Here is a 12,834-nt window from a genome sequence, read left to right as displayed (position 1 = left end):
AATCCATTTAGCCGTTTCGGCGATTAACTTCGCCCCTAAACCTTGGCCACGATAGCGACCATCAATATGCAATGCATCGATAATCGTCCCTTTGTCATAGTCATGATTACCGAAAGCACAGATAAATCCACACAATTGGCCATCATCCTCTGCAATCAGCACATGCTGATTAAAAGGTGGGTTTATAAGACGAGTTTGCCAGATAACCAGACGGTCATCGATAACGTCATGATCGAGGTAGTTTGCCCCTAATATCCCTTGATAATAGGTCTGCCAACTTTGCGCGTGCAAATGCGCAATACGTTCGTAGTCTTTATATTCAGCTACTTTAATTTCCATTGCTAGTTCCTTATTACTTCCTGTAAGGATTCCGTTCCTTATCCATACTATGCATTAACAGACGAAAAGCAAAACATTCTAAAACAATTTACCATCACAATTTGAAACAACAGTGATTTGACTTACACGTGTACGCTGATAATCTAGCGCACAACTGTTCGCTAAAAGGATATTTTAATGCGTCACTCTGTCAAACCACCCATAATCTGGCTTAATGTATTGTTATTCCTCACTACATTTATCGCCGCAATTATTGCCGTACCTTGGTATGGTATGGTGCAGGGTTATCAAGCTGAGCACTGGTTATGGTTACTGGTTGCATTTTCGTTCTGCAATCTTTCAATTACTGCTGGCTATCACCGTTTGTGGTCACACAAAACTTATCAAGCCCACCCTGCATTACGGGTGATGTTTGCTATCGGAGGTGCTTTCGCACTGCAAAACAGTGCTTTACATTGGAGCTCTGACCATCGAATTCATCACAAGCACGTCGACAAGAACGACGTAGATCCATACTCTGCCAAACGTGGGCTGTGGTTTTCTCATATTGGCTGGATGCTGAGACACTACAACAAAGAGAGCTACCACGATTACGGTAACTGCCGTGATTTACAAAAAGATTGGGTCGTAATGTGGCAGCACAAATATTACCTATTACTCGCCATTGCGACCAATGTTGGCATTCCACTGGCGCTTGGTCTTGTCTATCATGATATTGCGGGCATGTTATTGATTGTTGGCGTATTACGTTTAGTGCTAAGCCACCATACAACCTTTTTTATCAACTCATTGGCACACGTATGGGGATCTCAACCTTATACCGACAAAAACACGGCACGTGACAACGGAATTCTCGCAGTGCTGACCTTTGGTGAGGGCTACCATAACTTCCATCACATCTTTGAAAATGATTATCGTAATGGTATTTATTGGTGGCAGTATGATCCGACTAAATGGTTCATTAAGAGTTCACAATGGTTAGGACTCGCCGATAAATTACGTACCACTCCCAAACTAAAAATTGAGCAAGCTAAAGCGAAACAAGCATTGAAGAAAGCACTTGAAAAAATTGAAGATCGCCCTGACATGCAACACCTTAAGCAGGCATTAAATGACGAATTTGAATTGTTAATTGGTAAAATAAAAGACTATTACGAGCTAAAACGACAGCTGGTGGAACATAAACGCAACGGACTGGTGGCTAAATATGAGCACTCTTTGCTTTTGATTCGCTATCGTCAAATTAAAGCTGAGCGCAAAGCGCTGCAGAAGAACTGGCAACTGATGTTAACCCATTGCTACTAGCCAACCAGTGCGTTTTAAAACACGATACTATTTCATTGATGAGACTCATTAATGAATAAACACGAAGGAGCGATTTTCGCTCCTTCGTGTTTTCAGTGAGCATCGTCACACTGATAAGCGGAGACCTCATTCCTGTTTGCGCATCATTAATAGCAATTTGGGAAATAGTGAACATCATTTATCGTCATAAACACAAAGCTAAATTCTATTAACCCTCTGAAAAATAATGAATCCTTCCTCTCCTAGTAAAAGCATACCCTTTCTTTAATCCTATGCTGAGAACATCTCGCTAGCTCATCCCCACAATTGTTATTACACTGTGAAGCGGAACAAAGTTGATCATTGTATATTTGCGGCGAGACAAGGAAGTCTATGAATAACCAAGCGTTAATTGAAAAATTTATTCGTATTGTTGGCACTGAAAACGTATTGACTCACGAAAAGAAAACGGAATATTACCGCTCTGGCTTTCGCTCCGGTCAGGGCAAAGCGCTGGCTGTATTGTTCCCTAGTTCATTAGTTGAGCAATGGCAGCTACTGCAAACTGCGGTGGATGCCAACTGCATCATTATTATGCAAGCAGCAAAAACCGGTTTAACTGAAGGCTCCGCCCCCAGTGGCGATGATTACGATCGCGAAGTGGTGGTCATCAATATTACTCGTATTAAAACGCTGCATTTAATTAATGATGGCGCACAAATTATCAGCCTACCTGGTGTCAGTCTTCACCAGTTGGATAAGCGTTTAAAATCGGTCAATCGAGCTCCCCACTCTGTGATCGGGTCTTCGACGATTGGCGCGACAGTCGTTGGCGGTATTGCCAATAATTCAGGCGGCGCCCTAGTAAAAAGAGGCCCCGCCTACACGGAACTAGCGCTTTTCGCCCGCGTCACTAAAGAAGGTCAATTAGAGCTCGTTAATCACCTTGGCATCAACGATCTTGGTGAAACACCGGAGCAAATCCTCGCGAATGTTGAACAGGGAAATTTTGCCGCAAGCTCAATCGAAAACGGGGATGCCATGGCTTCTGATCATGAATATGAACAACGCGTTCGTGATATTAATGCCGAAACCCCATCACGCTTTAATGCTGACTCACGTAGGCTTTTTGAGTCCAGTGGTTGTGCTGGCAAACTGGCGGTGTTTGCTGTCCGAGTTGATACCTATCCGATCCCCAGCAAAGAACAACTTTTTTATATCGGCTGTAACGATGCAGACAAACTGACCACACTGCGCCGCGATATGCTGAGTCAATTCGAAAACCTGCCTGAGATGGGCGAATACATGCATCGTGATATTTTCAATTTGGCGGAAAAATACGGTAAAGATGTATTCTTGTCTATTCACCATTTAGGCACTGACAATTTACCTAAGTTCTTTTCACTCAAGGCGAAAGTCGAGTCCATACTAAAACGGGTTCCATTTGTCTCTAACGACTTGCCTGATCTTGCGCTCTATTGGCTCAGTAAATTATTCCCCCAGCATTTGCCAGCCAGAATGTTGCAATTCAGAGACCAATACCAGCATCATTTGATTTTAAAAATGAGTGATGATGGCATTCAAGAAGCGAAACAGTACCTTGAGAATGTATGGTCAGAGCAAGAAGAATGCGATTACTTTGAATGTACCGCCGATGAGGGTAAAAAAGCCTTACTACATCGCTTTGCCGCCGCAGGAGCTGCAATTCGATATGAAGCCGTACACTCTAATGAAGTGGAAGATATCTTAGCACTGGATATTGCCTTACGACGTAACGACATTGATTGGGTCGAACAACTGCCAGATGAGATCACCAATGAATTGGTGGTCGGACTCTATTATGGCCACTTTATGTGTCATGTCTTCCATCAAGATTACATTTTCAAAAAAGGCACTGATACGAAGAAAATGAAAGCACTGATGTTAAAACTGCTCACCGAAAAAGGGGCAAAATACCCCGCGGAGCATAATGTCGGGCATCTCTATGAAGCAGAACAGCAACTACAAGAATTTTATCACTCGCTCGACCCAACCAACACCTTCAACCCCGGTATCGGCAAGATGAGCAAGTTCAAACGTAACTGTAATTGCTGTTAAGTTTAAGTACAGTAAGTATCAATCTATAGGCAATAAAATCTATCGACAATAAAACGGCCTCTCATTGAGAGGCCGTTTCGATACTAAATTCACTAATGATAAGAGTAAACATTACTTCATGATGCGCGCTTTAAACGCTTTACCTTTGATCTTGCCGTTTTGCAGCTGCTTCAAGGCACGATTTGCGACTGATTTTTCCACCGCAACGTAAGAAACCATCGCCAGAATATTAATCTTACCGATGCATTTACCATCGATACCCGCTTCCTTGGTCAGAGAACCAAGGATATCACCAGCACGCACTTTCAGCTTTTTACCACCAAGAATTTGAATCGTTGTCATTGCCGCATCAAACGGTTCACCAGCTGGGCGGTGAGGTAACGCTTCAGGTGCAATTTCAATGTCCATGTACTCTTCAATCAAAGCCGTACGGTAGCCATCTTTGTCGCTGTAGAAGCTAAATGCTTGACCTTTTGAACCAGCGCGGCCAGTACGACCAATGCGGTGCACGTGTACTTCAGGATCGCGTGACAATTCAAAGTTAAATACCGCATCAAGGTTATCAACATCTAGGCCGCGCGCAGCAACATCGGTCGCGACAAGAATGGAGATACTCTTGTTTGCAAACATGGTTAATGCTTGATCGCGTTCACGCTGCTCTAAATCACCGTGAAGTTCTGTAACACTAAAGCCACGATTGTGTAGTTCGTCAGCAACCGCCATTACTTCTTTCTTGGTGTTACAGAAGATCACTGATGATTCTGGGCGGTGCGCCATCAGCAACGTTTCTAATGCTTCGTCACGATCTTCTGTTGCATTGATTTTGTAGAAGTGCTGTTCAATGGTCGAAGTTTGGTGAGTTGATTCCACTTTAACCAGTTGTGGCGCCTTCATGATGCGAGAAGCAATCGCCTCGATCTCTTTCGGGAAAGTCGCACTAAACAGAAGAGTTTGGCGCTGAGTAGGCGTTTGATCGATAATCGCATCAAGCGCATCTTGGAAGCCCATGTCTAACATGCGATCTGCTTCATCCAGCACCAAAGTATTTAACTCTGACAAGTCAATACGATCGCGGCTAAGGTGATCAAGAATACGACCCGGAGTACCAACTAAAATATGCGCGCCATGTTCCAGAGAACCAATTTGCGGCCCCATTGGCATACCACCACACAACGTCAACACTTTAATGTTATGAATACCACGCGCTAGAGTACGGATCTCTTTCGCTACTTGGTCAGCCAATTCGCGAGTTGGACACAGAACTAAAGATTGCACACGAAAACGTTTCACCTTTAGGTTTGAAAGCAAACCCAGCGCAAACGTCGCCGTTTTACCTGAACCGGTTTTGCCTTGACCAATCACATCTTTACCTTCAAGAACGATAGGCAAGCTTTGTGCTTGGATTGGGGTCATTTGAGTGTAGCCCAATGAATCAAGGGTCGTTAGCAGCTCAGGCTGTAGTGGCAAAGATTTAAATGAATCGGTCAAAACTTATACTCGTCGTTTGTGTCTCTATGCACAGAGCATAGATGGAAAATAGCAAAATAAAAAAACCGCCTCTCTAGAAGCGGTTTTTACAAAAAAGTCGTCTACCCTAAGGTTAACGTAATCCGTGCAAAAACTCGGCGCGCGTCGCTGGGATAGATTTGAATATCCCGCCAAGTGCCGTCGTGGTCGTTTGGCTCGTCGCGTCCATAACACCGCGCGATTTCACGCAGTAGTGCGTTGCATCAATGGTTACCGCCACATCATCAGACTCAAGCAAGGTTTGCAGCGCAACCAGAATCTGTTGAGTCAAACGCTCTTGCACTTGTGGGCGCTGAGCAAAGAAACGCACGATACGGTTTATTTTTGACAAACCAATGATTTTTCCGCGTGGAATATAAGCCACTGCGGCCTTACCATCGATCGTCACTAGGTGATGTTCACAAGTGCTGGTTAAGGTAATGTCTTTAACACGAACCATTTCGCTGACATTCATCTTATTTTCAATCACGGTAATTTTTGGAAAGTTTTGGTAGTCAAGACCAGAAAAAATCTCATCCACATACATTTTTGCAATGCGGTGCGGCGTTTCTTCTAAACTGTCGTCCGTAAGGTCAAGATCAAGCAGAGAAAGAATTTCCCTCATATGATGTTGAATCTTTTCCTTTTTTTCTTCACGACTAAATTGGCTAGGCACCATTGGTGTCTCTAATCCACGGCTTTCAAGTGCATCTTTTACTAACAATGCAGACTCGCTAAGACCTGACATTCCACTTCCTCATATTACTCCTTGCGGATGGCTGACAAGGATACTCGGATTTTTTAATAATTACACCCATATTTTAACTAGGGGGACTATTCTGCGAACGATTCAACGCCACGGTACGCTTAGTGTCACGGCGAATTTGTGGTAGAGTTAGCCAAAACTATAACGAGATTAGGAATGACACCATGGGTTGCTGTGACGCTCCTGGCTTGATGCCAATTGAAGACGCGATGGAAAAAATGCTATCACGCATCGAACCACTGCAAAATACTTTAGAATTACCGCTTGCAGACGCACTGGGTTTTGTTCTGGCAGAAGATATTCTTTCTCCGATTTTTGTGCCTCCATTCGACAATTCAGCGATGGATGGCTATGCGGTACGTATAGCAGACTTAGCGCACTCAAACACGCTACCGATGGTAGGTAAATCTTTTGCTGGTCAACCTTTTGTTGGTGAATGGCCGCAAAACACTTGTATTCGTATTATGACCGGAGCTCAGATCCCTACCGGCTGTGATGCGGTGATCATGCAAGAAAACACGCAAGTGACCGACGCCGGTATCGTTTTTGCTGAAGAAAATGTCAAACCACAAAACAATATCCGCCCAACTGGTGATGATATTAAGCAAGGTGATGTGGTTTTGGCCAAAGGCGCTCGTTTATCCCCGCGTGATATTCCAATGATTGCTTCACTGGGTATTAGCCATATCAGCGTTATTCGCAAGCCGAAAGTTGCGTTCTTCTCGACCGGCGATGAGTTAAAACCGCTTGGTGAGCCACTTGAAGCTGGCCAAATTTACGACAGTAACCGCTACGGAATAAAACCATTAATTGAGAATTTTGGTTGTGAAGCGATTGATCTCGGTATCATTCCTGACTGTCCACAAACATTGAAAGAGACCTTTGAAAAAGCGCAATCACTGGCCGATGTTGTGGTGACGTCTGGTGGCGTGAGCGTTGGCGAAGCTGACTACACCAAAGACATTCTTGAAGAACTTGGAGAAATTGGTTTTTGGAAACTGGCTATCAAACCGGGTAAACCCTTTGCGTTTGGTGCTCTTTCTTCTGCGTGGTTCTGTGGCTTGCCTGGTAATCCCGTTTCTGCCGTGTTAACCATGTATGTATTGGTTCAGCCAATGCTGGCAAAACTGGCTGGTCATAGTGAATGGCAAGCGCCGCAGTCCATTCCAGCCATCACAAAAACAGGTTTCAAGAAAGCCCCAGGGCGTACCGATTATCAACGTGGTATTTATTCACTTGAGAATGGGCAGTTTGTGGTGGAAACCACTGGTAACCAAAGCTCTGGCGCATTCCGCTCTATGAGCTTGGCCAACTGCTTTGTGGTGCTTGAGCGCGAGCGCGGCCGCGTTGAAGCGGGCGAGACAGTACAAATTCAACTGTTTAACTCAACGTTATACTAGAGGTCACCGTGGAGATCTTATCTGATCAAGAGATGCTGCGTTACAATCGCCAAATCGTACTAAATCAATTTGATTTTGACGGTCAAGAAGCACTCAAGCAAGCGTCGATTTTGATTCTCGGTGCCGGTGGTTTAGGTTGTGCATCAAGCCAATACCTCGCCACGGCAGGTGTGGGCAAGTTAACTCTGATTGACGATGATGTGGTCGAACTGTCAAATCTACAACGACAGGTTCTGCACCATGATGCCGATATCGGCAAAAAGAAAGTGGCATCAGCAGCGCAATCTTTGGCGTTGCTGAATCCGCATATCGAGATAGCGACCATAGATAAACGCTTGAGTGATGATGGGCTATCGATACTTATCCAAAGCCATAGCTTAGTTTTGGACGCATCCGATAACGTCGACACACGTAATCAGCTTAATCGCTTGTGTTATCAACATAAAACACCGTTGATTTCTGGCGCAGCAATCCGGATGGAAGGCCAAGTCAGCGTCTTTACTTATCAAGATGAACAAGCACCTTGCTATCAGTGTTTGAGCAGTCTTTTTGGTGGCGGCGCTCTAAGTTGCGTTGAAGCGGGCGTAATGGCACCAGTAGTGGGCATTATTGGTGCGATGCAGGCTATGGAAGCGATTAAGGTTATTGCTAACTATGGCTCGCCTAAACAAGGCAAAGTGTTAATTCTTGATGCTATGACGATGTCTTGGCGCGATATGAATTTGATGAAAATGCCTACATGCTCAGTGTGCGGTCCTAAATAAGGCTGTTGTAAGATAATAAGGAGATGTCGGTTATGGATAACCCTAAATATTTTCTTGCCGCCCTACTCGCAGCATTAGTACTGTTACTTGCGCTATTGTGGTTCAATTCTGACAGCAATAGCCAAGTAACCACCGTCCCAATAATCGAATCGACACTGACTCAATCTCTCGATGGCCAAAGGCGATTCTTAACACTTGATTTGGGTGAAGGTAATACTCACGTTATATCTGCACCAATAAGCGTACAATGCAACCTGCAAGAGCTCGCTCAAATTGAGATTGCAACAGACCGACTTGGCCATGTCAGTTACCACTTTATCTCTTGCCACTAGGAGGCAACGTGACGTCACTTGTATCCACTCCCCTTGTATCTGCGAAATGGCTTTATCAGCATAGCAGCGATCCAAACTTGATTATCTTAGATGCCAGTATCGATTTTCAAATTCCATCTGAAACTGAAAAAGACAAAGAGAACCTGATCCCGCAGTCAATTCGTTTCGACTACGATAAGTGTTTTTGTGATCCTGACGCGGCACTTCCTCACATGATGCCCAGCGAAGCACGTTTTAATCAGCTTGCGCGACAAATCGGCCTAAACAACGAATCGATTATTGTTGTCTACGACAACAGCGGTACCTTCGCTTCTCCGCGTGCGTGGTGGATGCTTAAAGCCATGGGACATCAAAACGTATTTGTACTTGATGGCGGTCTTGCGGAGTGGAAGCGATGTGGTTACTCAACGACAACGTGCTACCACGACGCACCCGTCGGCAATTTCAATGGCAAGTTGGAGCCTAACTACTTTGTCGCGGCGCAATACGTTGAGCAACAAATTGGCAACGACAGTAGCTTGACGGTCGATGCTCGTGGCAAGGCGCGTTTTCTTGGTCAAACGCCTGAACCACGCGCTGGTGTTCGCAGCGGTCACATCCCAAATTCTGTTTGCCTGCCCTTTGCCGAACTGATCGATGGCCACAAACTCAAAACTGTTGAGCAGCTAATTCCACTGATGGAAAACACGCTTGTGGCTGGAAAGCAAGAATATCTATTTAGTTGCGGATCGGGTGTCACCGCATGCATCGTTTTACTGGCTGCCACACTCGCTGGCTATGAAACCAAACAGTTACGAGTGTACGACGGGTCATGGACTGAATGGGGCAGCAATTCGCGCTTACCGATTGAATAAGTCTTGGTTATAAACAAAAATAAAATCCCCGCATACGGGGATTTTTTTTACACACGCTGCAGTAATTTTTTGTTCGAATAGTTTTAAACTAAAGAACTAAATACTCCAACCGACCCACAATTGCAGATTCCTAACCTTGGCTAATTTGTTCATCTAGGTTCAATACCGTCAGGGCATTGCTAACACTTGTCGCAATCACATCAATCGCGCCAGTACGCAGAGCACCAAGTAGAGAGAGCGGTTTACTGTTTTCTGCTGCGATCGCAATCACTTCTGAAATGGCTTTAAACTCGTCAATGCCGAGCCCTATCACCCGGTCGCTCATCACGGTTTTGGCGGATGCACCATGGATATCGAAAAAGTCATAACCGGCAAAATCACCAACAACACCTTGGTGCAAGCGCGCCTGCACCACTTCATCGGCACTAAACCACCCGAGATCAACCATGTAGCTGTTCTCACTCATATCACCAATGCCTATTAAAGCCACATCTGCTTTACGCGCTAAATCAAGGGTTTGCTTAACAGTCGCATTTTGCATAAACGCCAATTTCTGTTCGCGGTTTTCAGCATAAGCTGGAGCATAGAGCGTTTCTGAACTGCCCCCATAACTCTTAGCAAACTGTCGGCAAATGTGGTCAGCGTTAAACATGCCGCCTCTTGGGTGAATACCACCGATGCCACAGACAAATTTGACCTCTTTTTGTGGGATAACACCAATATGATGCGCCACCGCAGAAACATTGCGTCCCTGCCCTACTGTTACGACAGTGCCATTTTGCAATGTGCCCGCCATGTACTTCGACACCAAGCCTGCCACTTGCAGGCGCTGTGCCTCTTCGCTCGGTTGATCCAAGGCGACCAAAGCACGTTTCACACCAAAGCGCTCAATCAGACGCTGCTCAATTTTGGCACTGAAAACCGGGTGATACTTGACTGTAATTTCAACAATGCCTTCATCACGCGCCTGTTTAAGTAAACGACCTACTTTAGCGCGTGATATTGCGAATTTTTTCGATATCTCTTCTTGCGTCGCGCCATCTTGGTAATAGGCCACTGAAATCTCAGTTAATACATCGGTACTGTTTATTGGTTTATCGGCTGTAGTGGTCACTATGTCGTCCGTCTGGAAATTAAATTTTTGGCAAAAGAACCCTGTCAAGGGCGCACATATGCTCAATGCATTAGCATTTGTCACTGCCCACCTTACCCTAAACAAATGTTCATCATCAATACAAATGTTCACAGCAAAATCTAATTAGGTGAGCCACACAAGAAAACCTGACCATAGCAAGCAAACGTTTAGCTGCAACTAGATGCGATGATAGTCAAAATTAATGGTGATTAAGCTCACCTAATTCATTACTACTCGATTGACTTTGGCGGCCAATAAGATAAATATGAATCCATCATTTACTCATCGTTAGAACAAATGCTCAGGCAATTTAGCTAACGAACAAAAGTTTTCTGTTAATGAGTAGAAACGGTCTAAATTTAGCCATGAACTATTCGTTAACTCGCTTGCAAATGTCTATGTCATTTCTCGTATCGACGTAGACAGAAAATAGGATGATCAATTATGAGCAACAAATTAGAGCAACTTCGTAAACTAACTACCGTTGTAGCAGACACTGGTGAAATTGAAGCAATCAAGAAATACCAACCAGAAGACGCGACGACTAACCCTTCTCTAATTCTTAAAGCGGCTCAAATTGAAGAGTACGCACCACTGATTGACCAAGCGATTGAATACGCAAAAGCGCAAAGCAACGATAAAGCCCAACAAGTACAAGACACTTGCGACATGCTTGCGGTTAACATCGGTAAAGAAATCCTAACCACTATCCCTGGCCGCATTTCAACCGAAGTTGACGCTCGTCTTTCTTACGATATGGAAGGCAGCGTATCGAAAGCTCGCCAGCTAGTTAAAATGTATAACGATGCAGGCATTACGAACGATCGCATTCTTATTAAGCTCGCTTCAACTTGGGAAGGCATCCGTGCTGCTGAGATCCTAGAAAAAGAAGGCATCAACTGTAACCTAACGCTGCTATTCTCATTCGCTCAAGCTCGTGCTTGTGCTGAAGCTGGCGTGTTCCTGATTTCTCCTTTCGTTGGCCGTATTATGGACTGGTACAAGGCAAAAGAAGGTCGTGATTTTGAAGCTTCAGAAGATCCAGGTGTTATCTCTGTTTCAGACATCTACAACTACTACAAAGATCACGGTTACAAGACTGTTGTGATGGGCGCAAGCTTCCGTAACATCGGTGAGATCCTTGAACTGGCTGGTTGCGACCGTCTAACTATCGCTCCTCAACTTCTCGCAGATCTAGAAGCCGCAGAAGGTGAAGTAGTAGAGAAGCTTATCGATTCTAAAGGCTCTCAAGCTCGCCCAGCCGCAATGACCCACGCTGAATTCCTATGGGATCATAACCAAGATGCAATGGCAGTAGAAAAACTTGCAGAAGGTATCCGCAACTTCGCTGTTGACCAAGGCAAGCTTGAAGAGATGATCGCAGCGAAACTGTAATCCAAAACTATTTAAAAGAGGGAACGAAAACGTTCCCTCTTCTACATCTATTTACACGTGTCTCATAAGACAGAAACAATATTCGGAAATAATTATGGATCGTAAAATTTTAGCCAATGCAATCCGTGCGCTAAGCATGGACGCAGTTCAACAAGCTAACTCGGGCCACCCTGGCGCACCAATGGGTATGGCTGATATCGCTGAAGTACTTTGGCGCTCACACCTAAACCACAACCCAGCTAACCCAGAGTGGGCAGATCGCGACCGTTTTATCCTATCAAACGGCCACGGTTCTATGCTGATTTACTCTTTGCTACACCTAAGTGGTTACGAGTTATCAATTGACGATCTGAAGAACTTCCGTCAATTGCATTCAAAAACGCCTGGTCACCCAGAATATGGTTACGCACCGGGTATCGAAACAACAACCGGTCCTCTAGGCCAAGGCATTACCAACGCGGTTGGTATGGCGATGGCTGAAAAATCATTGGCAGCACAGTTCAATAAAGAAAGCCACGACATCGTTGACCACCACACTTATGTTTTCATGGGTGATGGTTGTTTGATGGAAGGCATCTCGCATGAAGCTTGTTCTCTTGCGGGCACATTAGGTCTTGGTAAGCTGATCGCGTTTTGGGATGACAACGGCATCTCTATCGATGGTCACGTAGAAGGTTGGTTCTCTGACGATACGCCTAAGCGTTTTGAAGCCTACGGCTGGCATGTTATCCCTGCGGTTGATGGTCACGATGCTGACGCCATCAATGCAGCGATTGAAGCGGCAAAAGCAGACCCACGTCCAACGCTAATCTGTACTAAAACTATCATCGGTTTTGGTTCGCCAAATAAATCAGGCTCTCATGACTGCCACGGTGCACCACTAGGTGTGGAAGAAATCGCAGCGACGCGTGAATTCCTTGGTTGGGAACATCCAGCATTTGAAATTCCAGCAGACGTCTATT

The 12,834-nt window shown here is 44.9% G+C and carries 12 protein-coding genes; 8 read left to right on the top strand and 4 right to left on the bottom strand.

Translation table 11 applies throughout. The features are described from left to right. Positions 1-339 (bottom strand): GNAT family N-acetyltransferase (locus tag RH86_RS04480; RefSeq protein ID WP_009385206.1); only part of this gene is annotated, 339 nt, incomplete at its 3' end. A 177-nt stretch (positions 340-516) separates the two neighbouring features. Between RH86_RS04480 and RH86_RS04475 the strand changes: the two genes are divergently transcribed. Both RH86_RS04475 and dld read left to right on the top strand, forming a co-directional pair. Continuing rightward, positions 517-1,644, top strand: coding sequence for an acyl-CoA desaturase (locus RH86_RS04475; RefSeq protein WP_009385205.1), 1,128 nt, complete (start codon positions 517-519; stop codon positions 1,642-1,644). Positions 1,645-2,016: 372 nt separating this feature from the next. Further along, positions 2,017-3,720 (top strand): D-lactate dehydrogenase, encoded by a 1,704-nt coding sequence (gene dld, locus RH86_RS04470; RefSeq protein WP_009385204.1) that lies wholly within the window; start codon positions 2,017-2,019, stop codon positions 3,718-3,720. Positions 3,721-3,831: 111 nt separating this feature from the next. On the opposite strand, the gene dbpA is transcribed toward dld, so the two are convergent. Continuing rightward, on the bottom strand, positions 3,832-5,208 hold the full coding sequence (gene dbpA, locus RH86_RS04465; protein ID WP_005599494.1) for an ATP-dependent RNA helicase DbpA: 1,377 nt from the start codon (positions 5,206-5,208) through the stop codon (positions 3,832-3,834). Positions 5,209-5,320: 112 nt separating this feature from the next. Then, the gene (gene folE, locus RH86_RS04460; RefSeq protein ID WP_005599495.1) at positions 5,321-5,974 is read right to left on the bottom strand and encodes a GTP cyclohydrolase I FolE; all 654 of its coding nucleotides are present in this window, start codon (positions 5,972-5,974) and stop codon (positions 5,321-5,323) included. A gap of 182 nt (positions 5,975-6,156) precedes the next feature. Here folE and moeA point away from each other — a divergent pair, with 182 nt between their 5' ends. The 4 genes from moeA to RH86_RS04440 are packed head-to-tail and all read left to right on the top strand — an operon-like array spanning position 6,157 to position 9,342. Continuing rightward, positions 6,157-7,392 carry a molybdopterin molybdotransferase MoeA gene (gene moeA / locus RH86_RS04455; protein ID WP_009385203.1) on the top strand — a complete coding sequence of 412 codons (1,236 nt, stop codon included), beginning with the start codon at positions 6,157-6,159 and terminating at the stop codon, positions 7,390-7,392. An 8-nt stretch (positions 7,393-7,400) separates the two neighbouring features. Continuing rightward, complete coding sequence (gene moeB, locus RH86_RS04450; protein WP_009385202.1) at positions 7,401-8,156, top strand: molybdopterin-synthase adenylyltransferase MoeB; 756 nt, start codon at positions 7,401-7,403, stop codon at positions 8,154-8,156. Between the two features lie 32 nt (positions 8,157-8,188). Further along, the gene (locus RH86_RS04445) at positions 8,189-8,488 is read left to right on the top strand and encodes a hypothetical protein (protein ID WP_005599500.1); all 300 of its coding nucleotides are present in this window, start codon (positions 8,189-8,191) and stop codon (positions 8,486-8,488) included. Between the two features lie 8 nt (positions 8,489-8,496). After that, a complete protein-coding gene (locus tag RH86_RS04440) occupies positions 8,497-9,342 on the top strand; it encodes a sulfurtransferase (protein WP_009385201.1) in 846 nt (281 codons plus the stop codon). A gap of 130 nt (positions 9,343-9,472) precedes the next feature. Here RH86_RS04440 and RH86_RS04435 read toward each other — a convergent pair whose 3' ends face one another. Next, positions 9,473-10,456, bottom strand: coding sequence for a sugar-binding transcriptional regulator (locus tag RH86_RS04435; RefSeq protein ID WP_009385200.1), 984 nt, complete (start codon positions 10,454-10,456; stop codon positions 9,473-9,475). Positions 10,457-10,921: 465 nt separating this feature from the next. On the opposite strand from RH86_RS04435, the gene tal reads away from it, so the two are divergent. Next, a complete protein-coding gene (gene tal, locus RH86_RS04430) occupies positions 10,922-11,872 on the top strand; it encodes a transaldolase (RefSeq protein WP_009385199.1) in 951 nt (316 codons plus the stop codon). 94 nt (positions 11,873-11,966) lie between these two features. Continuing rightward, positions 11,967-12,834: transketolase (locus RH86_RS04425; RefSeq protein ID WP_009385198.1), on the top strand; the 868-nt coding region annotated here is incomplete at its 3' end.

The sequence above is a fragment of the Vibrio sp. N418 genome (genome assembly GCF_000222565.1).
GTDB lineage: Bacteria > Pseudomonadota > Gammaproteobacteria > Enterobacterales > Vibrionaceae > Vibrio > Vibrio scophthalmi.
This window is presented reverse-complemented; position numbering and strand designations above follow the sequence as displayed.

Bases quoted from the DNA above. Each gene is read 5' to 3' on its own strand.
- RH86_RS04475 (WP_009385205.1), top strand. From the start codon at position 517: ATGCGTCACTCTGTCAAACCACCCATAATCTGGCTTAATGTATTGTTA.
- dld (WP_009385204.1), top strand. From the start codon at position 2,017: ATGAATAACCAAGCGTTAATTGAAAAATTTATTCGTATTGTTGGCACT.
- folE (WP_005599495.1), bottom strand. From the start codon at position 5,974: ATGTCAGGTCTTAGCGAGTCTGCATTGTTAGTAAAAGATGCACTTGAA.
- moeA (WP_009385203.1), top strand. From the start codon at position 6,157: ATGGGTTGCTGTGACGCTCCTGGCTTGATGCCAATTGAAGACGCGATG.
- RH86_RS04445 (WP_005599500.1), top strand. From the start codon at position 8,189: ATGGATAACCCTAAATATTTTCTTGCCGCCCTACTCGCAGCATTAGTA.
- tal (WP_009385199.1), top strand. From the start codon at position 10,922: ATGAGCAACAAATTAGAGCAACTTCGTAAACTAACTACCGTTGTAGCA.